Below are 25,886 nucleotides of genomic sequence, written 5' to 3' on the forward strand. Positions count from 1 at the left end.
CTTAGATCGACAGTTTTTTAACACGTTTGCCGCCATACATCAGGTTCACGATACAACGTGTTCCGATAATAGCTGTAAACATTGAAGTCAAGATACCGATAGACAGCGTTACCGCGAAGCCTTTGATAGCACCCGTACCCACAGCAAATAGAATGATTGCTGTTAGTAGTGTGGTGATGTTGGCATCGGCGATTGTGCTGAATGCGTTCGCGTAACCTTGGTGAATCGCTTGTTGTGGACTGCGTCCATCTCGAAGCTCTTCACGTATCCGCTCAAAGATCAGAACGTTCGCATCAACCGCCATACCAACCGTTAATACGATACCGGCAATACCTGGTAGGGTCATGGTAGCCCCCGGAATCATCGACATAACACCGATAATCAAAACCAAGTTAGCCATTAGCGCAACGTTCGCAATCAGACCAAAGCTACGGTAGTAGAGCAGCGTAAACAGCATTACAGCAGCCATACCCCAAACCATCGCCATGATACCCATATCGATGTTTTGCTGACCCATAGATGGACCAATGGTACGTTCTTCTACAATCGAGATAGGCGCAATCAATGCACCAGCACGCAGTAGAAGTGCCAAGTTATGAGCTTCAGCCGTTGAATCGATACCAGTAATACGGAAGTTACGGCCTAGCGCAGATTGAATCGTCGCTTGGTTAATCACTTCTTCGTGCTTACTCAAGATAACTCGACCTTCCGGTGTTTTACGACCGCTGTCTTTGTACTCTGCAAATACCGTTGCCATTAGCTTACCGATATTCTGACGAGAGAATGCAGACATCTTGCTACCACCTTCGCTGTCTAGCGAGATGTTAACTTGAGGACGACCATATTCATCAACACTTGAGCTTGCATCAGTAATACTTGAGCCGCCTAGAATAACGCGCTTCTTAAGTACCACAGGACGACCATCACGATCTTGCTTGATTTCGCTACCCGCAGGGGCACGACCAGAAGCGGCAGCGGCTAAGTCAGCACTGCTATCCACTTCACGGAACTCAAGCGTCGCGGTAGCACCAAGAATTTCTTTAGCGCGAGCCGTGTCTTGAACACCAGGCAATTCCACTACGATACGGCTAGAGCCTTGACGTTGAACCAAAGGTTCAGCAACACCAAGTTCGTTAACACGGTTACGTAGAATGGTAATGTTTTGCTCTACCGCATAGTTGCGGATTTCTTGAAGACGAGCCTCTGTGAAGCTAGCAACCAAAGAAAAACGACTATTAGATTCAGAATCTACAAACGTCATGTCTTGGTGCTTAGATTGCAGTAGCGATTTCGCTTCAGCAAGCTGCTCGGCGTTACGTAGAATCACTTCAACCGCATCTTTACCAGATGGGCGAATTGCACGGTAACGGATTTTTTCTTCACGAAGTTCGCTACGGAACGCTTCTTCTTGTTGGCCAACCAGCTTTTGCATCGCAGCGTCCATATCCACTTCCATCAAGAAGTGAACACCACCACGTAGGTCAAGACCAAGCTTCATTGGTGCAGCACCAATAGATTCAAGCCAATCAGGAGTTGAAGCAGCTAAGTTTAAAGCAACGATTACGTCTTCATCTAATGCTTCAGTGATGACATCACGAGCACTAATTTGAGAGTCTGTATCGTTAAAGCGAACAAGAATGGAACCGTTTTCTAGAGCAACGGATTTAGTAGAAAGGTTTTCAGCTTCAAGAGCATTGGTGACAGCATCCAGCGTAGACATATCTACAGAGGCGCCGCGCGCCCCTGTAACTTGAACTGCCGGATCTTCACCGTATATATTCGGAAGTGCGTACAACGCAGCGATGGCGATAGTAAACACCACCATCAGGTACTTCCATAACGGGTAACGGTTTAGCACAGCGAGGATCCTCTAGCTGTTTATAGAGATTTCAGAGTACCTTTTGGTAGCACTGCTGTAACGAAGTCTTTCTTGATAACTACTTCGTTGTTTGCATTCAGTTCGATAGCAACGTAGTCGCTGTCTTCTGCAATCTTAGTGATCTTGCCGATTAGGCCGCCGCTTGTAAGAACTTCATCGCCTTTGCCCATAGAAGACATAAGGTTCTTGTGCTCTTTAACACGCTTAGCTTGTGGACGGTAGATCATGAAGTAGAAGATCACAGCGAACATACCTAGCATGATAAGCATTTCGAAACCGCCGCCTGCTGGTGCACCTTCTGCTGCTGCGTGAGCTTGAGAAATAAACATTTAAAACATCCTCTATTATATTTTCGTAATTGTTTGTCTAATTGGGTCGCATCCCTTTATTTTCAAGCCCCATCACTCGGAAGAGAGATAGGGCTCGCAAAAAAGAAATACTAAGATTCTTTACCTAGTGGTGGCACTTCACGCCCCATTCTTGCGTAGAACTCTGCAACGAACTCTTCAAAGCGGTCTTCATCGATAGACTGACGAATGTCTGACATTACTCGTTGATAGAAACGCAGGTTATGAATCGTGTTCAGTCGAGCACCTAGGATTTCGTTACAACGATCCAAATGGTGTAAGTACGACTTGCTGTAGTTCTTACAAGTGTAACAGTCACACTCTGAATCTAGTGGTGTTGTATCGGTTTTATGCTTCGCATTACGGATCTTGATCACACCTTCAGTCACAAACAGGTGGCCGTTACGTGCATTTCGCGTTGGCATTACACAGTCAAACATGTCGATACCACGACGAACACCTTCAACCAAGTCTTCCGGTTTGCCTACGCCCATTAGGTAACGTGGCTTATCTTCTGGCAGTTGAGGACATGTGTGCTCAAGAATGCGGTGCATATCTTCTTTTGGTTCGCCTACTGCTAGGCCGCCTACTGCGTAACCGTCAAAACCAATTTCAGTTAAGCCTTTAACGGATACATCACGAAGGTCTTCGTACACGCCACCTTGAACGATACCGAACAGTGAGTTCGGGTTTTCAAGTTTGTCGAAGTGGTTACGTGAACGCTCAGCCCAACGAAGAGACATCTCCATTGAGTCTTTTGCTTCTTTGTGTGTCGCTGGGTAAGGCGTACACTCATCGAAGATCATTACGATGTCTGAACCTAAATCTTTTTGGATTTCCATAGACTTCTCAGCGTCCATGAAGATCTTGTCACCGTTTACAGGGTTACGGAAATGAACACCCTCTTCAGTGATTTTACGCATTGCACCTAGGCTGAATACTTGGAAGCCGCCTGAATCAGTCAGGATAGGACCGTGCCAGTTCATGAAATCGTGCAGGTCACCGTGCATTTTCATGATTTCTTGACCAGGACGTAGCCATAGGTGGAATGTGTTACCTAATAGGATTTCAGCACCTGTGTCTTTTACTTCTTCAGGTGTCATACCTTTAACAGTACCGTAAGTACCTACAGGCATGAATGCTGGGGTTTCGACGGTACCGCGTTCAAACTGAAGTTGACCACGACGTGCGCCGCTATTAGTTTTTTTAAGTTCGTATTTTAATTTCACGAAGCCTCCAATATGCCAGAGAAACAATCTGACTGTTAATTCAGAACCTTAGGCCAAACAAAAGTTCAGTCTAGTGGGTTCTATGAGGAGCGGTCGCGTATTCCTTGCGAGAGATTAGACAGACACCCTGCCCGACTCCTAGCTTACTGCTAGCACCCGTAAATTTTTGTATCGCTTAAACCAGCTTAAGTTAGCTCGTTTTCTTATTGATGAACATCGCATCGCCGTAGCTGAAGAAACGGTATTCGCTCTTCACGGCGTGATCGTAAGCGCCCATCACATTATCGTAGCCAGCAAATGCACTCACCAACATAATCAGTGTTGATTCTGGCAAGTGGAAGTTGGTAATCAGGCAATCCACCAACTGGTATTCATAGCCAGGGAAGATGAAGATTTCTGTATCACCAAAGAAAGGAACGAGCTCGGTGCCTTTCTTCAATGCATCTTGCGCTGCACTTTCTAGTGAGCGTACTGATGTTGTACCAACAGCAATAATACGTCCGCCACGAGCTTTTGCTGCAGCTACGGCGTCAACCACTTCTTGCGGCACTTCAACGTACTCAGCATGCATGTGGTGATCATTGATGTTATCTACTTTTACTGGCTGGAACGTACCAGCACCAACGTGAAGCGTCACGTAAGCAAACTCAACACCTTTTTCTTTCATGTCGGCCATTAGCTTGTCATCAAAGTGAAGGCCTGCTGTTGGCGCTGCAACCGCACCCGGCTTTTCATTATAGACAGTCTGGTAGCGCTCTTTATCTGCATCTTCATCAGGACGATCGATGTAAGGAGGCAGTGGCATGTGACCAACACTGTTAAGAATCTCTAAAACGCTTTGATCGGATGTGAAATGGATTTCGAATAACGCATCGTGACGCGCCACCATTTCAGCTTCATATTCATCGTTCTCACCAAGGAACAACTTGGTACCCGGCTTCGGTGATTTAGAACAACGAACATGCGCAAGAATGCTTTTCTCATCAAGCATACGTTCAACCAGCACTTCAAGCTTACCGCCTGATGCCTTGCGACCAAATACACGAGCTGGAATCACTCGAGTGTTATTGAAAACAACAAGATCGCCTGGCTCAACCAAGTCTAAAACGTCTTTAAACGAACCATCAGCTAGGTTACCGCTGTTGCCATCTAATTTAAGCAGGCGGCTTGCTGTACGCTCCTCTTGAGGGTAGCGAGCAATGAGTTCATCTGGTAGGTCAAAGTGAAAATCTGAAACTTGCATGTGTCTAGTCTTGTCTTAGTTGATGAGATTTGTGCCGTTGACGAATCATAAATCGTAGTTGCTGGATAATCGTTACGGTAAGTCAATCGTTACCAGAAACACATCGCAAACACGACTAAAAATTTCGCAGTGGGCTAGTATAGGCACACGAGCCGCAATAGCAAGGTTTACAGCACTGGATTATTGTAAAGAGGCGTAAAATAATGCGACTGATTCACCTCCTCAAGCTAAAGAATTAGTTGCATAAAACTCACCCAAGAATGCGTCAGATCTCAGTTATTTTTTGGATAAAAAACTATAGTAATAGCAACAAATAAAAAAGAAGGAGGTTCGTATGATCAAGGTTGAAGATATGATGACTCGCAACCCTCATACCCTATTGCGCTCACACTCACTGGCCGATGCTAAGCACATGATGGAAGCACTTGATATCCGCCATATTCCGGTCGTCGATTCCGACAGGCAACTACTAGGTGTCGTCACACAACGAGACGTTCTCGCCGCTCAAGAATCCAGCCTACAAAACATCCCACAAGCTCAATCTTTTACTCTTGCTACTCCCCTCAACGACATCATGCACAAAAGTGTTATGTCGGTAGAGCCGCGTGCAGGATTAAAAGAATCGGCTATCTACATGCAGAAACATAAAGTGGGCTGTTTACCTGTCGTAGAAAACCACGAACTAGTAGGCATTATTACAGACAGCGATTTTGTCACGATAGCGATCAATTTACTGGAGCTGCAAGAAGAAGTAGAGCCAGAAGAAGCAGAAGTAGAGTAACGCTCGGAATTGATATAAAGAAGAGCGGCCAATTCAGCCGCTCAGAGGGATTGTTGTCGCAGCGGATTATTATAGAAGCTCAGATACCACATCCGCTAATTGATGGAATGTCTCACGACGCGAAGAGCTTGGTCGCCAGACAAGGCCAATATCTCGGTAGGCCTGCTGACCAGGAGGATCGATCACAACGAGATTCTGGTTTTCCAATAAACCGTGGTCGATCGCCATTTGCGGAATAAAGGTGGTTCCTAAACCATTAGCCACCATTTGCACCAATGTGTGAAGGCTCGTCGCAGTGAACGGGTTGATCTTCTCTTTATCCGTTAACTTACAAGCCGACACAGCATGCTCGGTTAAGCAATGCTCGTTCTCCAACAAAAATACAGATTCGTCTGGCAGGTCATCGTATTTAATCGGAACGCGAATACCATCAGCTTGATTGCGACTGATCACCATCCGGAAAGGGTCTTGCCCAACAACTTGGCTTTCCATATTGTCGATATCGACAGGCAAAGCCAGAATCAGCACATCTAAATCTCCATGACGCAGCGCAGCCAATAGGTTGGTCGTTGTGTCTTCACGTAACAGCAAATTTAATTGTGGAAAGCGCTGGTTGGCTTCCTGTACCAAATCGCACAAAAGGAACGGCGCTATAGTAGGAATACACCCGACTCGCAGCTGCCCTTGCATCGCATCCCCGTTACATAGATTTCCAAGCTCTACGAGATCTTGTCCTTTCGCTAGTAGCTCTCGACCGTGCTTGACCACCAGCTCACCTGCTTGCGTGAAAACTAGCGGGCTCTTTTTATCTTTCTTCTCATAAAGCGGGCAACCAATCAGCTCTTCTAGGTTTTGAATGCCTTTACTTAGCGTAGATTGACTGACGAAACAGCGATCTGCGGCATCACTGAAATGACGAGTTTCGTGAAGAGTAACAAGATAGTGAAGTTGCTTAAGACTTGGCCATTTATTCATGAAATTACTTTGTAATATGAGTAGGATAAGTTAGGTAAAGGTCATTCGACCTAAGGACAGGACAAAGAATAAGCTTATCGCTTTTTTCGATTAACTTAATCTATTTAATTCGCTTTTTTCTATAGTACCGATTGTACTATAGTTTGTCCCGTAGAAACGGAGCCCAAACAAAGATGTGTTGGGCCAACTAATTTTTTAGGAGATTCCAAAATGGTACTAGTAGGTCGTCAAGCCCCTGACTTTACTGCAGCAGCTGTTCTAGGTAACGGTGAGATCGTTGATAACTTCAACTTCGCAGAATTCACTAAAGGTAAGAAAGCTGTAGTTTTCTTCTACCCACTAGACTTCACTTTCGTTTGTCCTTCAGAGCTAATCGCTTTCGACAACCGTCTTGAAGATTTCCAAGCTAAAGGCGTTGAAGTAATCGGTGTTTCTATCGATTCTCAATTCTCTCACAACGCATGGCGTAACACTGCTATCGCTGATGGCGGTATCGGTCAAGTTAAATACCCTCTAATTGCTGACGTTAAGCACGAGATCTGCAAAGCATACGATGTTGAGCACCCAGAAGCAGGCGTTGCTTTCCGTGGTTCTTTCCTAATCGACGCTGACGGTCTTGTACGTCACCAAGTAGTTAACGATCTTCCACTAGGTCGTAACATCGACGAAATGCTACGCATGGTAGACGCACTAAACTTCCACGAGAAGAACGGTGAAGTTTGTCCTGCACAATGGGAAGAAGGCAAATCAGGTATGGACGCATCTCCAAAAGGTGTTGCAGCATTCCTATCTGAGCACGCTGACGACCTAAGCAAGTAATTACCTCTTAAGCCCGAACTCAACGCGGGTTAATGGTTGGAAGATTCTCTTTAAAGAGACATAAAGCATAAGCTAATAGCGCAAAGCGCACCGCCAATCAGTTAAGAAGTAAAGTCCTATTAAAAGCCCGAAGTTAACGCTTCGGGCTTTTTGTTTTCCCCCTCCTCGCTCCCCTAGACTGACTCTTGTAATAGATAATTGAGGTAGCGATAAACCTAAACTTTACCTCTATTTTCCCTTATCCCCATCTATTCAGAATCACACCTAGATTGCTATTATTTCATCAGTATCTTTTTGAACGGATAAACACGATGAACACCGAAATTGAAGTCTGTATCGATAACTTAGAATCTCTTCATACCGCACTATCTGGTGGCGCGAATCGAATTGAGCTTTGCTCTTCATTAGCACTTGGCGGATTAACTCCAAGCTTCGGAATGATGAAACAAGCGGCAATAGTTTCGTCGGTTCCGGTCTACGCTATGATACGCCCAAGACAAGGCGACTTCATTTTCGATAACGACGATATGCTCTGTATGCTTGAAGATATTGAAGCTTGCGCAAATGCAGGATTGGATGGGGTCGTACTTGGTGTGTTAGCGCCGAACGGAAGTATTGATATGCCAAAGATGCAACAACTGGCTGACAAAGCGCACTCGTTAAAGCTTGGGATTACCTTCCACAGAGCCATCGATCAAAGCTCTGATTTCCAAGCAGCATTAGAACAAATCATTACACTTGGATGCGAAAGAGTCCTGACATCAGGGCTTGCTGCTAATGCTGAGCAAGGTATCGATGTATTGGCTGCAATGGTCAAACAAGCCGATGGACGAATTGATATCATGGCGGGGGCTGGCGTTAACGCTGCGAATGCCAAAATGATTCAAAGCGCTACCCAAGTACCTGCTCTTCACCTTTCAGGTAAATCGACAAGGCCGAGTCTAATGGAAAACAACTCAAGTGCTCAAATGGGCAGTGATAATATTGATGATTATCAGATCCCAGTGACAGATGCGAGTAAGATATCTGATGTGAGAGCCGCCCTCACCGCTTAGGGCAATAGTCGCCAGCATAAATCCAGAGAACCTCGCTGACTAATCTAACTGACTGACGTATATTAGATTTAATAGCGCAGAAAATTTTCATGGATAGATATGGCTAAAGACTTATTCAGCTCTCTTGATTTAAACCTGTTACGAAGCAAAACATGTTTGGAAGAAACCAAATCCACGGCTTTCAGGCTGAAATTGGCGTGGCAAGTTATGACGGTACGAAAACGCGCTCAGGCGAAGTAGAAGAGAAAACAACACATGGTATAAGCCTAGGCGGGGCCTACGTTTACCAAGCGACACCAATGCTTGGATTACGTGCTGGTGTTGATATGAATATTTTTGATCACAACAAAACCTTTGTGCCTTACGACACAACGGTCAATTTCAATCTTGGTGCCATTATTAGCTTCTAAAGATAAGCTCTATTTTAGTGCGTCATCAAGGCTTTGATCACCGAGGTGACGTACATCTTTACCCTTCACAAAGTAAATAATGTATTCGCAGATATTTTGGCAGCGGTCTCCCACTCGCTCAATCGCACGAGCTGACCACATCACCTGCAAAATATTAGGGATGTTCTTAGGGTCTTCCATCATATAGGTCATTAACTGACGAATAACGGCTTCGTATTCCGCATCCAACTTATCATCAAGTTTGTGAACTTCAGCAGCCGCATCAACATCCATACGAGCAAAAGCATCTAACACTTGGTGAAGCATGGTGATTGCCTGACGGCAAAGAGGCTCTAACGAAACATGGAATTTTTGCTCTTTGGTTGAAGGGATCTCAATAGCACCTTGCGCAATTTTAGAAGCAACATCGCCAATACGTTCCAGATCGGTAATCGTTTTGATGATCGCCATAATCAAACGCAGATCCTTCGCTGTCGGCTGACGCTTTGCAATGATTCGAGTACAAGCCTCATCAATCGACACTTCCATCGCATTCACTTTGTGGTCATCACGAATCACTTTTTTGGCCAATTCAACATCGTCTTTATGAAGCGCCTGCATTGCAAACGAGAGTTGCTGCTCCACTAACCCGCCCATGGTCAATACATGAGTACGGATCGATTCTAACTCGACATTGAATTGCCCTGAAATGTGGCGACCGAAATGCATACTTGCTCCTTGAAAGAAATGAAGAAAGCCATTTTTGTAGAGTGACTTAGCTCTAGATGACACCTTTGGAGAGGTTAGCCATATCTACCAGTAATGTAGTCTTCCGTCTGGTTTTTCAATGGAGACGTAAAAATTGAGTCCGTATCTGAGTACTCGATCAATTTTCCCATATGAATAAAGGCAGTATGGTCACTTACACGCGCGGCTTGTTGCATGTTGTGGGTAACAATCACCACTGTGTATTGCGTTTTGAGATCGTTGATCAACTCTTCAATCGTCAAAGTAGAAATCGGATCGAGTGCCGATGTCGGCTCATCTAACAACAGCACTTCAGGCTCAATCGCAACCGCACGAGCGATAACCAAACGCTGCTGTTGACCGCCAGATAAACCAAAAGCATTCTCATGCAACCGATCTTTCACTTCATCCCATAACGCAGCAGCGCGCAGAGAGCGTTCAACCGCATCATCAAGGTCTCGGCTGTTGCTAACGCCTTGTAGCCTCAAGCCATAAACCACATTCTCATAGATAGATTTAGGAAAAGGGTTTGGACGCTGGAATACCATACCCACACGGCGTCGTAAGGTCGCAACATCCACCTTAGGGTGATAGACGTTCTTGCCATGAAGCTTCACTTTCCCGGAAACCTTACAGCCTTCAACAAGATCGTTCATGCGATTAATGCAGCGCAGCAGAGTCGACTTACCACACCCAGAAGGGCCGATAAACGCCGTCACCTGCCCCTTCGGGATCTGCATCGAGATATCATCAAGTGCTTGGCTCTCTTTATAGTAAAGATTTAGCCCTTCGATCGAGATAGCAATTTGCTCATCCTTCAGATTGTGAACATCAAGTGGTGCTTGGTAACCCAAGGTTTCATTAATCGAGAACATCTAATCTTGTCCTAAGGTTCGGTATTTTTCACGCAAGTTATTACGGATATTGATGGCTGTTAAGTTCAACCCAACAATCACCGTAACCAATAAAAATGAAGTCGCATACACTAAAGGTCGTGCCGCTTCGATATTAGAGGTTTGAAAACCAACATCATAGATATGAAAGCCTAAATGCATGAACTTTCTATCTAAGTGTAAATACGGAAACTGACCATCGACTGGCAAGCTAGATGCCAATTTAACAACACCCACCAGCATAAGTGGTGCAACTTCCCCCGCGGCTCTCGCGATTGCCAAAATTAAACCAGTGATAATCGCTGGGCTTGCCATCGGTAAAACAATGCGCCAAAGCGTCTCAAATTGAGTCGCACCAAGCGCTAATGAACCGTGCCTCACTGCACTAGGAATACGCGTTAAGCCCTCTTCCGTGGTTACGATAACGACTGGAAGCGTCAAGACCGCTAAGGTTAGTGCTGACCAAAGTAGACCCGGCGTACCAAATGTCGGTGCTGGCAATCGCTCTGCATAGAACAACGTATCAATCGAGCCACCAATGGTATAGACGAAAAAGCCTAAACCAAAAACGCCATACACAATCGACGGTACACCCGCCAAGTTAATCACGGCGATACGAATTAAACGTGTTAGTGCGTTGTTTTTTGCGTATTCATGAAGATATATCGCAGCGACCACGCCAAGAGGCATCACGACGATCGACATGAGAATAACCAACAGTACTGTACCGAAAATGGCAGGGAATACACCGCCTTCAGAGTTTGAGTCTCGTGGGTTCTCTGATAAGAATTTCCAAACTTGTTTGCCCCAGTGCCCAACCTTTTCTAGGTAAGACATATTATTTGGGTACCAATAATCCAGAATGTGGCTGAGCGAGATCTCGACCAGCTCGCCTGTCATATCCTCAACCAGCAAGCTTTCGACATTAAGTTGCGTTCTAAGGTGCTCAAGCTTAACTTCGGCTTCACCTAACTGGCGGTTTAATTCCAGTTTAGTTTGAGTATAGGTTGTAAGGTATTCATCACTCACTGACTCATTGAGTTCAAGCTTACGCTTTTCTAAGCGCAGGTTTTCCAATTGCCAGCTGATATTACGAATTTCTTGGTTCACGACACGCGACGTTTCTTTACGTAACGTATCAGCGAACGCCAAGCCTTGTTCGAGCTTTTGGTCTATGTTCGAATCAAAGGTACCAGAAGCGGTTTTAAAACCCACCGGCTTACCAAAGAAATAACCACCTCGACTTCGTTCAATCACAACCCAATCTAGCGGGGTAGTGGGTTCACGTAAGTTAACATCCAGAATAGAAACAAAGTCCGCAGGGTACAGTTCTCTGTTAGCAACTTTGATGCTTAAGCGCTGTATCAGCCCAGTCGACAAATTTTGAGGAGACAAAAGGTCATGGACTTGTGGAACTTGCTCTATCGGGATGTATTTTCGTTCATATAACTGACCAACCAATACATCTTGTTTTGATACGGTTTCGTCAAGATCGACCACTAGCGATAAGTCTTTGGAGTCAACTTGCCATTGATACAAAGGTGCGGGCCAAAAATAGGTTAAGCCCTTCCAACCAATCAGCAGCATTAGGCCAAGAACAGAAAGCATACTGATGCTCACCGCCCCGCCCGTAAGCCAGATCCACGGAGAGCCCGATTTAACCCAAGATAATAATGACTTCAGTTTATTCATCATGATCGACCTTGCTCTTGGCGTGCTGAAATCAAGGAGCTGCAAAGATCAAGAGACACGCTAGTCAAGCCACTAAAAGCCATTGATACACATTGAGGCAAACCTTTAAAACTACAGCGCACGATATTTATCTCTCAGTCTTTGTCTAACCCACTCAGCAACTGAGTTCACCGCGAATGTAAAGATAAACAGCAAGAGTGCAGCCAAGAACAGCAAGCGGAAATGAGAACCACCCACTTCTGATTCTGGCAGCTCAACAGCAATCGTTGCCGATAAAGTTCTCATCCCTTCCAAAACATTCCAGTCAAGAATTGGGGTGTTACCTGTCGCCATCAAGACGATCATGGTTTCACCAACTGCTCGCCCTAGGCCCATCATAACCGCAGAAAAGATACCTGGACTCGCCGTCAATAGCACCACATAAATAAGCGTCTGCCACGCCGTCGCACCCAACGCTAATGACCCATCAGACAAATGTTTAGGTACAGAGAAAATAGCATCTTCAGCAATAGTGAAAATCGTTGGGATGACCGCAAAGCCCATAGCAAAACCAACCACTAGCGCATTGCGTTGGTCAAAGTCGATACCATAGCTAGCCAAGAAGGTACGAATATCACCACCAAATAACAAGGCTTCAATGTTGTTTCCACCAGCAAACACCGCAACCACAGTAATCACCAATACCGGAATCAATATCAGAGCATGCCAACCATTAGAGAAGCGACCCGTTACCCTCTTCGGTAAACAGAACCAAACAAGTCCAGTCAGCAGTGTGCTCAGTGGTAATAACACCATCAATGAGAAGACGGCCGTTAAATGCGTCTCGACGATTGGAGCAAACCAAAGCCCGGCCAAGAATCCGATGATCACGGTCGGAAGTGCTTCCATCAGCTCTATCGAAGGCTTCACCACTCTTCGCATGCGTGGAGACATAAAGTAAGCGGTGTAAATGGCTCCGAGCACAGCAACCGGCACGGCAAACATCATCGCAAACAGAGCTGCTTTAATAGTACCGAATGTGATAGGTACTAAACTGAATTTCTCTTCAAAGTCATCATTCGCCGAGGTTGATTGCCAAACGTATTGCGGCTCAGGGTAACTTTCATACCAGACCTTTTGCCAAAGCGATGAGAATGATATTTGTGGGTATTCATTATCGACCTTAGCCACACTGATGGTGCCATCAATCAGCGTCGCCAGATGCAGTTCATTGGCAGACATAGCGGCTAATTGTGGTGATTTATCAAATGCACGCTCGAACAGCGACAGTTTTTCACTGGTCGTATAGTGGCTTTGTAATGTGCCGTTCTTATAGAAGCTATAAAAACCCTTTCTATAAGTATCAGGCAAAATAAATTGCACTTGTTCAGCAAGTTGGAAGTCTCGAATATGGGTCAGGCTACGCTTTTCATCTTTGAGTACATCGAACCACTGAGAAACCTGTCCGTCCTCATGCGTGACCAACAGTGAATAAGCTCCAGACAGTAAATCGATACTTTTCACCGAGTGCTTCGCATCATTCAAGCTAAGATCAATCACTTCACGAACATTGAAGCCGCTATCTGATAGCTTCAAAACCACTAAATCCGATTGGGCTCGGAGATATAAGGTTTGGCCATCAGGTGTGACTAACAACTGTTGCTGTAAGCCCAACTTATCCGATAACCATTGGCTCTTCTGAAAAACATACTGACCCGTAACATCACTTTGGTACCACTTCACTAAGACTCGTTGGTCACTTAGCTGAGCGGCAACCGTGATACCACGTCCATTCTTAGAGAACGCGAATTTGTCGATCGTCGCCCCATTTGAGGGTTCATCATTTAAAAACGGTTCAGGGAGAGTGATTTGCTCAATTTTAGGATCGGCTTCACTGCCCTTTTGCAGCACAGGCGCACTATACTCAGGATAGAAAAAAGTAAGGTTGCTTGCACTATCGGCAAAGGCAAACCAGTTTTCTGATGGGGTATTTCGAGAGAAGGCAACAGGATTGGCTAAAACATTTCGCTCAAAGTAAGAGTGTGTATTTTGAGACTCTAAATCCCAAAACTGCACCAAACCGGATTTTTCGATAGTAAATGCATGTTGACCATATTCATCAACCGATAAGACGATAGGCTCTTCTACGGCAACGGTCTTTACGGCTTGGTCGGTCTCTAAACCAGTATCTGAAAATACCGGTAAAATGACCATTGCCAAGTAAACAAAGATCAATACTAGGGCAGCTAGAACACTGACCGCGCCACATGTCACCGAAAAACGGACGAGACGATCTTTCAACCATCTTTTTTTGTCGCGCTCTTTCAATGAAAATTGGGCTGAAGCCATCTGTTTATCTACCTTTTTTTAGCTACTGACATAATATGTACGTTAGATGACAATTATATTACAAGTTACGTTAAACAACTGAAACTAATAACAAGTTTGTTAGCTATATTTCTTAAAGTAAGATCATAGATTTTGTGAATTTTGCCATTCTAATTTAAAGTAATCAGCTCTATAGCCAGTACTCAAGGATTCTCATCTCGATGAAAAAAGACTATGTCACAAAAGAACTTAGCTGGTTATCCTTCAACGAAAGAGTGCTCCAAGAAGCGGCAGATAAGTCAGTCCCCTTAATCGAAAGAGTTCGTTTTTTAGGTATTTACTCGAAAAACCTCGATGAGTTTTACAAAGTCCGATTTGCTGATGTGAAGCGAAAGATCTTACTTCAAGATCCACAGCTAACCTCCAACTCGCCGAAAAGCCTACTGACTAAAATGCAGAGCAAAGCAAGCAAGCTCGATGCTCAATTCCATGAACTGTATAACGACTTGCTATTGGAATTGGTACGCAATCGTATTTTTCTGGTCAACGAACAACAAATCAGCGAAGAACAAAGTGGCTGGATAAAAAAGTACTTTAAGAAAAAAGTGCTGCCACACTTAACTCCGATTCTCTTGAACGAAGATAGCCAGTTACTTAATATTCTCAAAGATGAACAAAGTTACTTAGCCATCGACATCGAGCGTGATGCATCATCTCAATATGTCTTACTCGAAATCCCATCAGAAGCACTCCCTCGATTTGTTAAGTTACCGGAAACTTCGGTTTCGCAGCGTACAACTTTGATCTTGTTAGATAATATAGTTCGATTTTGTTTGGATGACTTACTTAAAGGATTCTTTGAGTATGACTCATTGCGTTGTTTTGCGATAAAAATGACACGTGATGCCGATTATGATCTGCAAGAGGACAATGAAAATAACCTATTAGAATCGATGTCTTTAGGTTTAGAACAGCGCTTAACGGCACTGCCGATACGTCTGATCTATGAATCTGAAATGCCAACTGAAATGCTCAACTTCTTACAAGTCAGACTTAAACTGTCTGACTATGACAGTGTCATCGCAGGTGGTCGCTATCATAACTTCAAACATTTCTCTGAGTTCCCAAGCCTTAACCGACGTGATTTAGTTAATCGTCCTCTACCCGCGATTAAGTGCGCGCATTTCAGCCATTACCCAAACTATTTCGAAGCGATCAAAGCTCGCGACATCTTACTGCATTATCCTTATCACACCTTTAGTCACATCACTGAACTGGTTAGGCAGGCTTCCTTTGACCCGAAGGTAACCTCCATCAAAATAAACGTTTACCGTGTTGCGGAAGGCTCAAAACTCCTCAGCTCGATCATCGATGCGGCGCACAATGGCAAAAAGGTCACTGTGGTTGTCGAGCTGCAAGCTCGCTTTGATGAGCAAGCCAACATTCAATGGACCAAGAAACTTCAAGAAGCGGGTGTAAAAGTCATCCATGGCATCCCAAGTTTGAAGATCCATTCCAAGTTGCTGCTCATCAAACGAAAAGAAGGCAAGCATACCGAGCATTATGCCCATATTGGCACTGGCAACTTCCATGAAGTTACAGCGCGCGTGTATACCGATTTTTCTCTGCTCACTGCGAATGAAGATTTGACTCAAGAGGTGAGACAAGTCTTTAAGTATATTGAAAACCCTTATCAAAAGTCCCAGTTCAAGCAACTGATTGTGTCACCAAAGAATACTAGAAAACGTCTGTACCAATTGATAGATAATGAAATACAAAACGCGATAGAAGGTAAACCTGCAAGCATCACTCTAAAACTCAACAACTTGGTCGATCGAGAGATCATTGAAAAGCTCTATCAGGCTAGCCAAGCCAATGTAAAAGTGAGAATGGTCATTCGCGGCATGTGCTCTCTTGTCCCTGGCATACCCAACATCAGTGATCATATTGAGATAGTCAGTGTGGTCGATCGTTTCCTCGAACATCCGAGAGTGATGATATTTGGTAACGCTGGAAAGCCGAAGGTCTATATATCTTCCGCTGACTGGATGACACGAAATTTTGATCACCGCATCGAAGTTGCAGCTCCAATTTTAGATCCAAAGATCAAGCAAACCATTATCGATATCACCGAGTTTCATTTCGATGACAGCAACAAAGCTCGAGTGCTAGACCAAGCGATGAGCAACTCTTACACACAACCACCAGCAAACCTACTTGATTACCCGACGTCACAACTCTCCACTTACCACTATATTAAACGTATGGAGAAACTTGCTCGCAAGAAGTACAAACAAGAGAAGAAATCATGCCGCTAATTGATAACAAACATTCTCGATGTATTGCCGCTATCGACTTGGGTTCGAACAGCTTTCACATGGTGGTTGCCCGAGTATTCGATCAACACCTGCAATTAGTCAGCAGACACAAACAGAAAGTGAGATTAGGTGATGGATTGGATGAACGTAACGTCCTATCTGAAAGCGCTATCGAGCGAGGCCTAGAATGCCTCAAGGTGTTCGCAGAACGACTGGCGGATTTTGAGCTTGATGATGTCAGAGTTGTTGCGACTCATACCCTAAGAAAAGCCAAAAACGCTAAAGACTTCTTAGAGCAAGCCAAGCCACTGTTTCCTTTTCCAATAGAGATCATTTCCGGTCAAGAAGAAGCTCGAATAATCTATAACGGAGCAGAACACACTCAAACCGCTTCTGAATCTAAGTTGGTTATTGATATCGGTGGAGGGAGTACGGAACTCGTCGCCGGACAAGGCTTTACTCCTCTAATTATGCGCAGTTTACCGATGGGATGCGTCAACTTCACTCAACGTTTCTTTGCTGACGAAGGGCTAACTTCACGACACTTCTCAGATGCTTATACCGCAGCTACTCGTCTATTGATGCCATTGATTGAAGAATACACAAAAGCCCCTTGGGAAATCGCTTTTGGCTCATCTGGTACCACGAAATCAATAAAAGAAGTACTCATTGGCTTAGGGTTCACCGATGGTCTCATTACGCCCCAACGCCTGTCCTATTTAAAGAATCACTTATGTGAGTTTTCATCATCCAACACCGTAAATCTTTCAGGCTTAAGTGATGAGAGAAAGCCTGTGTTTGCTGCAGGCGTCACCATTCTTTCAGCAGCAATGGATACGCTAGACATCAAGGAGTTACATTTTTCTGATGGTGCCCTGAGAGAAGGCGTTCTTTATGACATGGAGGATAGGTTTAAAGATATTGATATTCGAACAAGAACTGCCGAAACGCTCGTCTCTCGATACCATGTAGACGTAACTCATGGAGAGAAAGTGAAAGTGCTCGCTCTTTCATTGCTGAAACAAGTACAGCCTCAAGTGACAACTGCGGTCACTAATGAGCTGTATGATCTGCTTGGTTGGGCTGCAGTACTTCATGAGGTAGGACAAAGCATTGCATTCCAAGGCTATCACCGCCATTCGGCTTATCTGCTTAAGCATACGACAATGCCAGGCTTTAATACTGAGCAACAACGCCTTATATCAGCATTGGTTCGCTATCAAAGAAAAGCGCTCAAACTACAAGATTTGCCGGAACTTTCTCTGTTTACTCAGCAACAAGTCACCCTGCTGATTCGTATATTGAGACTCGCTATCTTACTCAACCGTCAGCGAAATCAAGCACTGGCCCCAGACGTGACTCTAACGATTGAACAACAGGATAACTGGGAATTGAAAGGAACTAACAGCGATTGGTTGGCCCAAAACCAACTGCTTGATTATGAGCTCAGAGAAGAGCAACAACGTTGGCAAAATGCAGGATGGTCGTTAAAGCTAAAATAACGAACAGTCAAAATTAAAACAGCCTGCGACGCGCAAGCTGTTCATACGTTTCTTATCTAAGTTTATCGCAGCCTGAATTAGAGCCCGACTTTTGCCAACTCTTGCTCTGCGAACTCAGACGGTATTGCTAAATAGCCATCTTTCTCTACAAGTTCTTGTCCCTGCTTTGAGAATACAAAAGTAAGGAACTCTCTCTCAACCGGAGAAAGTGGTTTATCCGGATGCTTATTCACATACACATAGAGAAAACGAGATAGAGGGTAATCACCACTCAAGATATTCTCACGCGTAGGCTCAACATAATTAGAGCCGTGCTCTGCAATAGGAATCAGCTTAACACCTGCTACGCGGTAGCCAATGCCCGAGTAGCCAATCCCACTGATGGATGAAGCGACCGACTGAACGACTGAAGCCGAACCAGGTTGCTCATTCACACGATTTTTAAAGTCACCGCCGCACAGTGCATTCTGTTTGAAGTATCCATAAGTCCCCGATACAGAATTGCGACCGAACAATTGGAATCGATGTTTCGCCCATGGCTGATCGATTCCGAGATCTTGCCAGTTATTGAGGGGCCTTGTTGCTCCGCAGCGTAATGTCTCAGAAAAAATGCCATCAATCTGACGAAAGTTAAGCCCCTCAATAGGGTTATCACGATGCACAAAAAGCCCAATCGCATCGATAGCAACTCGCAGTGCTGTTGGCTTATATCCATGCTCCCTTTCAAATGCTTCAATTTCTCGCAGGCGCATCGGACGACTCATTGGCCCTAGATGTGCAGTCCCTTCGGTTAAGGCTGGAGGAGCAGTAGAAGAACCCGATGCTTGGACTTGAGCGTTAACATTTGGGTAGTAGGACTTGAACTCTTCCACCCATAACGTCGTCATACCCGCTAAGGTATCCGAACCGACCGATAATAAGCTCCCAGAAATTCCCGGAACCTTAGAATAATCAGGAAGAGAATCGACACCCTGTTCGGCATGCACAGGGTTAACTAAAGCAAACGCTAATAATGAGCTGACTGGAAAATGCATCCTGCGTATCGAACAACTCATGATACGGTCAGTCGATTTGGTAAAGTAAAATGGAAACGACTGCCGACGCCCACTTCACTTTGAATTTCGAGATGTGAATCGTGGTGGCTAAGCGCATGCTTTACAATCGCTAATCCAAGACCACTACCACCGGTATCACGAGAGCGGGCTTTATCTACACGATAGAAGCGCTCTGTGAGTCGATGTAAGTGTTGAGGCTCAATACCATCACCAGTATCTGACACATCTAAGCACGCGCCTTGGCTGGTTTGATACCAACGCACTTTGACCGTTGCACCTGCGGGTGTGTATTTAACCGCGTTATAAACCAAATTCGATATCGCACTTCTCAATTGGTCTTCATCGGCAAGAGCTCGTAGGCTCTTATCGATATCAAACTCAAGCTTATGTTCGCGCTCACCGCTAAGGCTCGCCGCTTCTTTCTCAAGAACCTCAAGCATCGCCGGAACGTTCACCACTTCATCGAGCTCATGCATTGGCGCCGCTTCAATTTTCGAAAGCGTGAGTAGTTGATTAACCAAACTGTTCATTCGATTGAGCTGCTCAGTCATTACGCCATGCGCCTTGGTCCACATTGGGCCAACGATCATGTCTGGATCTTCGGTCATTTCAAGGTAACCTTGAAGGACGGTCATCGGCGTACGCAATTCATGAGAAACGTTAGCGAAGAAGTTACGGCGCATGCCTTCTAACTGCTTAAGCTGGGTCACATCACGTACCACCATCAGGTGTTCACCCTCGGTATACGGCACAATACGCAGCTCGAGCATACGCTCCACATTCAATGGAGAAGGCATCTCTAATGGCTCAGAGAAATCTTGCTTATTAAGGTACTTAATAAAATCTGGAGTACGAATCAAATTCGAGATCGGTTGACCTGAATCATCTGGCCAACGAAAGCCCAGCAAATACTGAGCTAGCTTGTTACACCAAACGATATTGCCTTCACCGCGAAATACCACAACGGCATCGGGAAGCGATTCTGCACCGTTACGGAAACGGCGGATAAGGTTAGTCAGTTCTTTGCGTTTGCGACGCTGTCTCTGCTGCATACGATAAATACCGTTAAACAGAGATTCCCAGTTCCCAGAGCCTGAAGGTGGAGTTAGACGCTTCTCATCCCACAGCCATGCGGACAAACGCATTTGGTTGTGTAGATGCCAGCCGAGCTGCAATACCGTAGCAGCCAGCAGCAACCAAGGTAGGTAACCGAATATCCATCCGACTAAAACCCATGGTGCGTAAAAAAAAGCCAGCTCCCAAGCCAGCTTTTTCCAGGTTAACTTTTCAACCATTCAGGACTCCGTAAACTGGGCAGCGAAGCCACATTAAGCCTTTGTAGAAAAACGGTAGCCAGCGCCACGAACCGTTTGGATTAGCTTATCGTGACCTGCAGACTCAAGCGCTTTACGCAGGCGTCGAATATGTACATCAACCGTTCGGTCTTCAACGTAAACATTGGTACCCCAAACGTTGTTAAGCAGCTGCTCTCGGCTGTACACACGCTCTTGGTGAGTCATAAAGAAATGCAGCATTTTGAACTCTGTTGGTCCCATATCAACTGGACCTTCGCTTGCGGTAACACGATGAGATACTGGGTCTAGCTTAAGACCTTGTACATCAATCACATCTTCTAGTGCAGTAGGCGTTACACGGCGGATAACCGCTTTCAGGCGAGCAACGAGCTCTTTGGGTGAAAATGGCTTGGTGATGTAATCATCAGCACCCACTTCTAAACCACGCACCTTATCTTCTTCTTCGCCACGAGCCGTTAGCATCACCACTGGGATGTTGCGAGTTAACTCTTCACGCTTCATGTGCTTGATAAAGTTTATCCCGCTACCACCAGGTAGCATCCAATCTAGTAATACTAGATCTGGGAAAGGTTCACATAGCTTGTTTACCGCTGTATCGTAATCTTCAGCCTCTACTGCTTGGTAGCCTTTTTGTTCAAGCACGAAGCACAGCATCTCACGAATAGGTGCTTCATCTTCAACGACCAGAATCCTTCTCGACATAATTGAATAGCCTTTGTATTTAATCAACGCATTGCATTATCTGAGTTAATTATGACACTTTTGTGACCTTTGAAAACAAATTTTCATATAACTGTCTCAAACATTTCACTTTATAACTTTTGATACAGAGCTAGGGACAAATCGAATTAGATCTCATATCATGAAGCACTTCTAAAAAGGTATGAGAAAAATTTATGTGGTTTAAAAATTGCCTAGTCTATCGCTTCAACCGTGATATTGATTTCAACGCAGATCAGCTAGAGAAACAACTTGAAGAATTCCGCTTTACTCCTTGTGGTAGCCAAGACAAACAGAAGTTTGGTTGGGTACACGCAATGGGTAGACATGGCGATATGATGACGCACGTATCAGAAAACCGCATTCTTATCTGTGCAAAGAAAGAAGAGAAAATGCTACCCGCTTCTGTGATCAAAGAATCATTGAACGCAAAAGTAGAAACGCTTGAGGCAGAGTCTGGTACCCCTCTGAAAAAGAAAGAGAAAGACAGCCTAAAAGAAGACATCATCATTGATCTACTTCCTCGAGCATTCAGCCGCAGCAACTTCACTTACGCGCTGATCATGCCAAAAGAAGGTTTCATTGTGGTTGATGCGAGCAGCTACAAAAAAGCAGAAGATGTATTAGCATTGCTACGTAAGACAATGGGTAGCCTGCCAGTAGTGCCAGCTATCCCAGAGCAAGCGATCGAAACGACTCTTACAGAATGGGTGAAATCAGGTGATACGCCACAAGGCATCACTATGCTTGATGAAGCAGAACTAAAATCTATTCAAGAAGACGGCGGTATTGTTCGAGTTAAGAAACAAGAACTAGAAGCTGATGAGATTAAAAACCACATCGAAGCCAATAAGATGGTGACGAAACTTCTTATCAACTGGCAAGACCGTATTGAATTCATTCTTGCAGAAGATGGCAGCATCAAACGCCTAAAATTCAGTGATGAGCTCAAAGACGAAAACGACGATATTCCTCGTGAAGATCAAGCTGCGCGTTTTGATGCGGACTTCTCTCTACTTTGTGGTGAGTTCAGTGTTTTCCTTCCAAACCTATTTGAATCATTAGGCGGGTTAACTCAACCTAACGCTTAATCAGTCAAACTATAGGCTCAGGTGCTAACGGTATCTGAGCTTATTTCTCACTAAGTTCTCACTTATATCTGCCTCTAGACCCTCTTGTTAATGTCATTGCTATCTTTAGGGCTATCAACCAAACTCATTTTAGCGTAAAATTTGCGCCCCTTTGATATCACTTGGTGGTATCAACCTGACTTGAGATCAGATTAGAGAACGAAGCAATGACTACACAAAAACCATTTGTACCTGAACTATTATCACCGGCAGGAAGCCTCAAAAACATGCGTTACGCATTCGCCTACGGCGCAGATGCAGTATACGCAGGCCAGCCACGTTACAGCCTTCGAGTTCGTAACAACGAGTTCAATCACGAAAACCTACAAATCGGTATCGATGAAGCTCATGCTCAAGGCAAAAAGTTATATGTTGTATGTAACATTCAGCCGCACAACTCTAAATTAAAAACATTCATTCGCGACCTCAAACCAGTTGTAGACATGGGCCCTGACGCGCTTATCATGTCAGATCCTGGTCTTATCATGATGGTTCGTGAAGCATTCCCTGAAATGCCAATCCATCTTTCTGTTCAAGCAAACGCAGTAAACTGGGCGACCGTTAAGTTCTGGTCAACTCAAGGCGTTGAGCGTGTGATCTTATCTCGTGAGCTATCGCTTGAAGAGATCGAAGAGATTCGCGAACACTGCCCAGAAACAGAGCTAGAGATCTTTGTTCACGGAGCTCTTTGCATGGCTTACTCAGGCCGTTGTCTGCTTTCTGGTTACATGAACAAGCGCGATCCAAACCAAGGTACTTGCACCAACGCTTGCCGCTGGGAATACAAAACAGAAGCAGCGAAAGAAGACGAAAACGGTCAGATCGTTGAAGCAAACCCTACTGGTGTTGCTATTCAAGAAGTAGAAACGCAAGACATTGAAGTTCAAGATGAGCGTCCAGACAACACACTAGGCCTTGGTAAACCAACAGACGAAGTGGTTCTGCTTTCTGAATCACACAAGCCAGAAGAGAAAATGGCAGCGTTTGAAGATGAGCATGGTACTTACATCATGAACTCAAAAGACCTTCGTGCAATCCAACACGTTGAGCGCCTAACGAAGATGGGTGTTCACTCTCTGAAGATTGAAGGTCGTACTAAGTCTTTCTACTACTGTGCACGTACTGCTCAGGTTTACCGTAAAGCTATTGACGATGCAGTGGCAGGCAAACCATTCGATGAAAGCCTAATGGGTACACTAGAGAGCCTAGCTCACCGTGGTTACACTGAAGGCTTCTTACGTCGCCATACACACGATACATACCAAAACTACGAGTACGGTTACTCTATCTCTGACACTCAACAGTTTGTTGGTGAGTTCACAGGTAAGCGCCGTGGTGACCTAGCGGAAGTAGAAGTGAAGAACAAGTTCCTAGTAGGCGACAGCTTAGAAATGATGACACCGAAAGGTAACGTTGTTTTCAAACTAGAAGTTATGGAAAACCGCAAATCTGAAGCGGTCGACGATGCGAAAGGTAACGGTCACTTTGTATTTATTCCTGTACCAGCAGATCTAGATCTAGAGTACGGCTTGCTGATGCGTAACTTGAGCGAAGGCCAAGATACACGTAACGCATCAGGCAAATAATTTTTACTTAAGCGACTTACTTGAGAAGAAAATAATGGCTCTGTTAATTACTGACAAGTGCATAAACTGCGATATGTGTGATCCTGAATGCCCAAATGGTGCAATCACTATGGGCGACAGCATCTTCGAGATCGATCCTGATTTATGTACAGAGTGTAAAGGTCACTATGAAAAGCCAACATGCCAGTCAGTGTGTCCGATTACAAAATGCATCATCACTGACCCAAACCATATTGAAACTGATGACGAGCTACTTGAGAAGTTTGTTATCATTCAAGGCTTGACCTAAAAGAAGAAAGGTTCAACTTAACCATAAGTTGAACCTTTTTTTTCATCCTGATTTTCCGATTGGATAAATATTGCAGAAGAGCTCTTTTTCAAATTGATATTCGAGTCGTTCTCGCCAGTTTATTGATTGAGCTATAGGAACAAGATAAAAGTTTTCCCTGCTGGTATCGGTCACAAATGCCATTCCATACTGCATCAATTCATAGTGAACATCATTTACGAAACTAGGGTCTAAACGTTGTCTGCCTGTTAGCTGATTGATGTCATCTCTTGAAATTGAAATACCCGAGCTTTCAGCGTTGAACCTATGTCTTAACCATTCTGAAAATTCCTTCGCACAAATCATAGTCATAGTCTTATCCTTGAATTATCTATCGACGGGTATCAGACTCTGATTTCGCATACTGCATATAAGCCGCATCTTTCACCCCAAAACACTCAATCCCTGACCAAACCTTGTCAAATTCGCCATCGCCCTTGCTGATACCGTTATTGCTTTTATTAATATCAAACGATGTTCTTAATCTCGTGTTTACAAACTCTAGACAAAAGTGTGATATTTCTCCAGTTTTAGAGTCGAAAAAACCAGTGGCAGTACCACTGTAAAAAGCCTCGATGAACAGGATTACTTATTCGATATCAAGGCCAAACACTGACTTGGCATCACTTTAACTTTTTTCTTTTTCTTAGTTTTCGCTACTTTTTTAGGAGGTGGAACTGGAACAGTCTTTGGAGCCCAACTTGCAAGGTCATCTCCACAACCGTCACCTTTAGGAGGGCTCGCTTGAGCTATGCAGTTTGAACTGCCTTCAGGACACTTTAAACGAACGTGGAAGTGGGAGTGGTGTCCCCACCAAGGTCTTATTTTGCCTAACCAAGCTCTATCATTAGCGTCAGAGTTTTCTTGTTCACAAAGAGTTTGCTTGATCACTGGATGAACAAAAATACGCACCACTTTTTCATCTTTCGCCGCATAACGAATAACTTGAAAATGATCATCGGTCCAATTCGATTCACGCAATTTGTAGTTGGTAAGATCCACAACGCTCACAGGTTTAGGCACAGCTAATTCGTTCTCTGACAACCTCTTACTGGTTAACCTTAGCCATATATCAATATCTAACCCTGTTTGATGACTTGAATGACCTGAAGAAAAGCGCCCTCCTCTGGGAAGAGAAATATCACCGATCAATAAATTAGTATTGAGCTTCTCGCTGGTCGTGACTCCTAACCTCTCAATAAACTTTATAGCTTCTGTTGGCCATAGTAGCGCTCTCTTTGAGGGCGAATGATCTGATACCCCAAACCATTAATAGGCAAAGCCTGCGCGCCGTCTAGACAGCCATTGGCATAGCTTCCAATTGATGAGGGTGAATTTTTAGTAGGGTGACTCTCTTTTTCCCACGAAGTTGCTGATAGAGAAAATGAACAAAAGAATACAACCAGTGCAAAAAAGAACCTCATAATAATCCCAAATTACTGACGCTTACTCATTATATTAGTCGCCATTTAGGATTAGGTGCATATCGTACTTAAGTTTTTGGTGGTAGCTAGTGAATTATACCAATTAAAGTAAAAATGTGATCTAATTAAGATTGATGAATTATTGTGAAAT

The 25,886-nt window shown here is 44.5% G+C and carries 21 protein-coding genes and 2 pseudogenes; 9 read left to right on the forward strand and 14 right to left on the reverse strand.

Features of this window, described 5'->3' with window-relative positions:
- Position 1: 1 nt before the first annotated feature.
- The 4 genes from secD to queA all read right to left on the reverse strand — a co-directional run bounded on the left by secD (position 2) and on the right by queA (position 4,698).
- Positions 2 to 1,858: a protein translocase subunit SecD gene (gene secD, locus ACED41_RS16750; RefSeq protein ID WP_371725309.1), complete on the reverse strand. Its 1,857-nt coding sequence runs from the start codon at positions 1,856 to 1,858 to the stop codon at positions 2 to 4.
- Between the two features lie 20 nt (positions 1,859 to 1,878).
- Positions 1,879 to 2,208, reverse strand: coding sequence for a preprotein translocase subunit YajC (yajC, locus tag ACED41_RS16755; RefSeq protein ID WP_010440492.1), 330 nt, complete (start codon positions 2,206 to 2,208; stop codon positions 1,879 to 1,881).
- A 110-nt stretch (positions 2,209 to 2,318) separates the two neighbouring features.
- Positions 2,319 to 3,455 (reverse strand): tRNA guanosine(34) transglycosylase Tgt, encoded by a 1,137-nt coding sequence (gene tgt / locus ACED41_RS16760; protein WP_017056177.1) that lies wholly within the window; start codon positions 3,453 to 3,455, stop codon positions 2,319 to 2,321.
- A 190-nt stretch (positions 3,456 to 3,645) separates the two neighbouring features.
- Positions 3,646 to 4,698 (reverse strand): tRNA preQ1(34) S-adenosylmethionine ribosyltransferase-isomerase QueA, encoded by a 1,053-nt coding sequence (queA, locus tag ACED41_RS16765; RefSeq protein WP_017062523.1) that lies wholly within the window; start codon positions 4,696 to 4,698, stop codon positions 3,646 to 3,648.
- 334 nt (positions 4,699 to 5,032) lie between these two features.
- Here queA and ACED41_RS16770 point away from each other — a divergent pair, with 334 nt between their 5' ends.
- A complete protein-coding gene (locus ACED41_RS16770; RefSeq protein ID WP_017062524.1) occupies positions 5,033 to 5,479 on the forward strand; it encodes a CBS domain-containing protein in 447 nt (148 codons plus the stop codon).
- Positions 5,480 to 5,548: 69 nt separating this feature from the next.
- Here the strand turns inward: ACED41_RS16770 and ACED41_RS16775 are convergent, their stop codons facing one another.
- On the reverse strand, positions 5,549 to 6,454 hold the full coding sequence (locus tag ACED41_RS16775; protein ID WP_017062525.1) for a hydrogen peroxide-inducible genes activator: 906 nt from the start codon (positions 6,452 to 6,454) through the stop codon (positions 5,549 to 5,551).
- Positions 6,455 to 6,664: 210 nt separating this feature from the next.
- Between ACED41_RS16775 and ACED41_RS16780 the strand changes: the two genes are divergently transcribed.
- From ACED41_RS16780 to ACED41_RS16790, 3 genes and pseudogenes are all read left to right on the forward strand, one after another.
- Positions 6,665 to 7,273 (forward strand): peroxiredoxin C, encoded by a 609-nt coding sequence (locus ACED41_RS16780; RefSeq protein ID WP_017062526.1) that lies wholly within the window; start codon positions 6,665 to 6,667, stop codon positions 7,271 to 7,273.
- 311 nt (positions 7,274 to 7,584) lie between these two features.
- A complete protein-coding gene (locus ACED41_RS16785) occupies positions 7,585 to 8,328 on the forward strand; it encodes a copper homeostasis protein CutC (protein WP_017062527.1) in 744 nt (247 codons plus the stop codon).
- A gap of 146 nt (positions 8,329 to 8,474) precedes the next feature.
- Positions 8,475 to 8,738 (forward strand): annotated as a pseudogene (locus tag ACED41_RS16790) (hypothetical protein); the annotation flags it as partial.
- A 9-nt stretch (positions 8,739 to 8,747) separates the two neighbouring features.
- Here the strand turns inward: ACED41_RS16790 and phoU are convergent.
- From phoU to ACED41_RS16810, 4 genes are all read right to left on the reverse strand, one after another.
- Entirely contained in the window at positions 8,748 to 9,446 is a 699-nt protein-coding gene (gene phoU, locus ACED41_RS16795) for a phosphate signaling complex protein PhoU (protein WP_009848270.1), read from the reverse strand.
- A 74-nt stretch (positions 9,447 to 9,520) separates the two neighbouring features.
- A complete protein-coding gene (pstB, locus tag ACED41_RS16800; protein WP_009848269.1) occupies positions 9,521 to 10,339 on the reverse strand; it encodes a phosphate ABC transporter ATP-binding protein PstB in 819 nt (272 codons plus the stop codon).
- On the reverse strand, positions 10,340 to 12,049 hold the full coding sequence (gene pstA, locus ACED41_RS16805; protein ID WP_050619859.1) for a phosphate ABC transporter permease PstA: 1,710 nt from the start codon (positions 12,047 to 12,049) through the stop codon (positions 10,340 to 10,342).
- Between the two features lie 111 nt (positions 12,050 to 12,160).
- Positions 12,161 to 14,377, reverse strand: coding sequence for an ABC transporter permease subunit (locus tag ACED41_RS16810; RefSeq protein ID WP_371725310.1), 2,217 nt, complete (start codon positions 14,375 to 14,377; stop codon positions 12,161 to 12,163).
- A gap of 200 nt (positions 14,378 to 14,577) precedes the next feature.
- Between ACED41_RS16810 and ppk1 the strand changes: the two genes are divergently transcribed.
- Both ppk1 and ppx read left to right on the forward strand, forming a co-directional pair.
- Positions 14,578 to 16,674, forward strand: coding sequence for a polyphosphate kinase 1 (gene ppk1 / locus ACED41_RS16815; protein WP_371725311.1), 2,097 nt, complete (start codon positions 14,578 to 14,580; stop codon positions 16,672 to 16,674).
- Positions 16,665 to 18,176 (forward strand): exopolyphosphatase, encoded by a 1,512-nt coding sequence (gene ppx, locus ACED41_RS16820; RefSeq protein ID WP_017068609.1) that lies wholly within the window; start codon positions 16,665 to 16,667, stop codon positions 18,174 to 18,176. Before ppk1 ends, ppx begins: the two co-directional genes overlap by 10 nt.
- A gap of 77 nt (positions 18,177 to 18,253) precedes the next feature.
- Here ppx and ACED41_RS16825 read toward each other — a convergent pair whose 3' ends face one another.
- The 3 genes from ACED41_RS16825 to phoB are packed head-to-tail and all read right to left on the reverse strand — an operon-like array spanning position 18,254 to position 21,249.
- Positions 18,254 to 19,231 carry a PstS family phosphate ABC transporter substrate-binding protein gene (locus ACED41_RS16825; RefSeq protein ID WP_102320722.1) on the reverse strand — a complete coding sequence of 326 codons (978 nt, stop codon included), beginning with the start codon at positions 19,229 to 19,231 and terminating at the stop codon, positions 18,254 to 18,256.
- Entirely contained in the window at positions 19,228 to 20,526 is a 1,299-nt protein-coding gene (phoR, locus tag ACED41_RS16830; RefSeq protein WP_371725312.1) for a phosphate regulon sensor histidine kinase PhoR, read from the reverse strand. Before phoR ends, ACED41_RS16825 begins: the two co-directional genes overlap by 4 nt.
- Before the next feature lie 33 nt (positions 20,527 to 20,559).
- The gene (gene phoB, locus ACED41_RS16835) at positions 20,560 to 21,249 is read right to left on the reverse strand and encodes a phosphate regulon transcriptional regulator PhoB (protein WP_004735064.1); all 690 of its coding nucleotides are present in this window, start codon (positions 21,247 to 21,249) and stop codon (positions 20,560 to 20,562) included.
- 194 nt (positions 21,250 to 21,443) lie between these two features.
- On the opposite strand from phoB, the gene rdgC reads away from it, so the two are divergent.
- From rdgC to ACED41_RS16850, 3 genes are all read left to right on the forward strand, one after another.
- On the forward strand, positions 21,444 to 22,358 hold the full coding sequence (rdgC, locus tag ACED41_RS16840) for a recombination-associated protein RdgC (RefSeq protein ID WP_017062534.1): 915 nt from the start codon (positions 21,444 to 21,446) through the stop codon (positions 22,356 to 22,358).
- A gap of 206 nt (positions 22,359 to 22,564) precedes the next feature.
- Positions 22,565 to 23,983, forward strand: a complete 1,419-nt coding sequence (yegQ, locus tag ACED41_RS16845) for a tRNA 5-hydroxyuridine modification protein YegQ (RefSeq protein WP_017062848.1) — start codon at positions 22,565 to 22,567, stop codon at positions 23,981 to 23,983.
- A 34-nt stretch (positions 23,984 to 24,017) separates the two neighbouring features.
- Positions 24,018 to 24,272: a YfhL family 4Fe-4S dicluster ferredoxin gene (locus tag ACED41_RS16850; protein WP_004735061.1), complete on the forward strand. Its 255-nt coding sequence runs from the start codon at positions 24,018 to 24,020 to the stop codon at positions 24,270 to 24,272.
- A gap of 42 nt (positions 24,273 to 24,314) precedes the next feature.
- On the opposite strand, the gene ACED41_RS16855 is transcribed toward ACED41_RS16850, so the two are convergent.
- Positions 24,315 to 24,623 carry a hypothetical protein gene (locus ACED41_RS16855; RefSeq protein WP_017062536.1) on the reverse strand — a complete coding sequence of 103 codons (309 nt, stop codon included), beginning with the start codon at positions 24,621 to 24,623 and terminating at the stop codon, positions 24,315 to 24,317.
- A gap of 273 nt (positions 24,624 to 24,896) precedes the next feature.
- A pseudogene (mepA, locus tag ACED41_RS16860) lies at positions 24,897 to 25,735 on the reverse strand (penicillin-insensitive murein endopeptidase).
- Positions 25,736 to 25,886: the final 151 nt, after the last annotated feature.

The organism is Vibrio sp. 1F255, from assembly GCF_041439145.1.
GTDB classification, from domain to species: Bacteria; Pseudomonadota; Gammaproteobacteria; order Enterobacterales; family Vibrionaceae; genus Vibrio; species Vibrio crassostreae_C.

What these genes read in the sequence shown, in the direction of transcription:
- ACED41_RS16775 (WP_017062525.1), bottom strand. Translation starts at nt 6,454, where the DNA reads ATGAATAAATGGCCAAGTCTTAAGCAACTTCACTATCTTGTTACTCTT.
- phoB (WP_004735064.1), bottom strand. Translation starts at nt 21,249, where the DNA reads ATGTCGAGAAGGATTCTGGTCGTTGAAGATGAAGCACCTATTCGTGAG.
- ACED41_RS16780 (WP_017062526.1), top strand. Translation starts at nt 6,665, where the DNA reads ATGGTACTAGTAGGTCGTCAAGCCCCTGACTTTACTGCAGCAGCTGTT.
- rdgC (WP_017062534.1), top strand. Translation starts at nt 21,444, where the DNA reads ATGTGGTTTAAAAATTGCCTAGTCTATCGCTTCAACCGTGATATTGAT.
- ppk1 (WP_371725311.1), top strand. Translation starts at nt 14,578, where the DNA reads ATGAAAAAAGACTATGTCACAAAAGAACTTAGCTGGTTATCCTTCAAC.
- ACED41_RS16810 (WP_371725310.1), bottom strand. Translation starts at nt 14,377, where the DNA reads ATGGCTTCAGCCCAATTTTCATTGAAAGAGCGCGACAAAAAAAGATGG.
- ACED41_RS16770 (WP_017062524.1), top strand. Translation starts at nt 5,033, where the DNA reads ATGATCAAGGTTGAAGATATGATGACTCGCAACCCTCATACCCTATTG.
- yegQ (WP_017062848.1), top strand. Translation starts at nt 22,565, where the DNA reads ATGACTACACAAAAACCATTTGTACCTGAACTATTATCACCGGCAGGA.
- ACED41_RS16850 (WP_004735061.1), top strand. Translation starts at nt 24,018, where the DNA reads ATGGCTCTGTTAATTACTGACAAGTGCATAAACTGCGATATGTGTGAT.
- yajC (WP_010440492.1), bottom strand. Translation starts at nt 2,208, where the DNA reads ATGTTTATTTCTCAAGCTCACGCAGCAGCAGAAGGTGCACCAGCAGGC.
- phoR (WP_371725312.1), bottom strand. Translation starts at nt 20,526, where the DNA reads ATGGTTGAAAAGTTAACCTGGAAAAAGCTGGCTTGGGAGCTGGCTTTT.
- ACED41_RS16825 (WP_102320722.1), bottom strand. Translation starts at nt 19,231, where the DNA reads ATGAGTTGTTCGATACGCAGGATGCATTTTCCAGTCAGCTCATTATTA.
- pstB (WP_009848269.1), bottom strand. Translation starts at nt 10,339, where the DNA reads ATGTTCTCGATTAATGAAACCTTGGGTTACCAAGCACCACTTGATGTT.
- pstA (WP_050619859.1), bottom strand. Translation starts at nt 12,049, where the DNA reads ATGAATAAACTGAAGTCATTATTATCTTGGGTTAAATCGGGCTCTCCG.
- phoU (WP_009848270.1), bottom strand. Translation starts at nt 9,446, where the DNA reads ATGCATTTCGGTCGCCACATTTCAGGGCAATTCAATGTCGAGTTAGAA.
- queA (WP_017062523.1), bottom strand. Translation starts at nt 4,698, where the DNA reads ATGCAAGTTTCAGATTTTCACTTTGACCTACCAGATGAACTCATTGCT.
- ACED41_RS16855 (WP_017062536.1), bottom strand. Translation starts at nt 24,623, where the DNA reads ATGACTATGATTTGTGCGAAGGAATTTTCAGAATGGTTAAGACATAGG.
- ACED41_RS16785 (WP_017062527.1), top strand. Translation starts at nt 7,585, where the DNA reads ATGAACACCGAAATTGAAGTCTGTATCGATAACTTAGAATCTCTTCAT.
- ppx (WP_017068609.1), top strand. Translation starts at nt 16,665, where the DNA reads ATGCCGCTAATTGATAACAAACATTCTCGATGTATTGCCGCTATCGAC.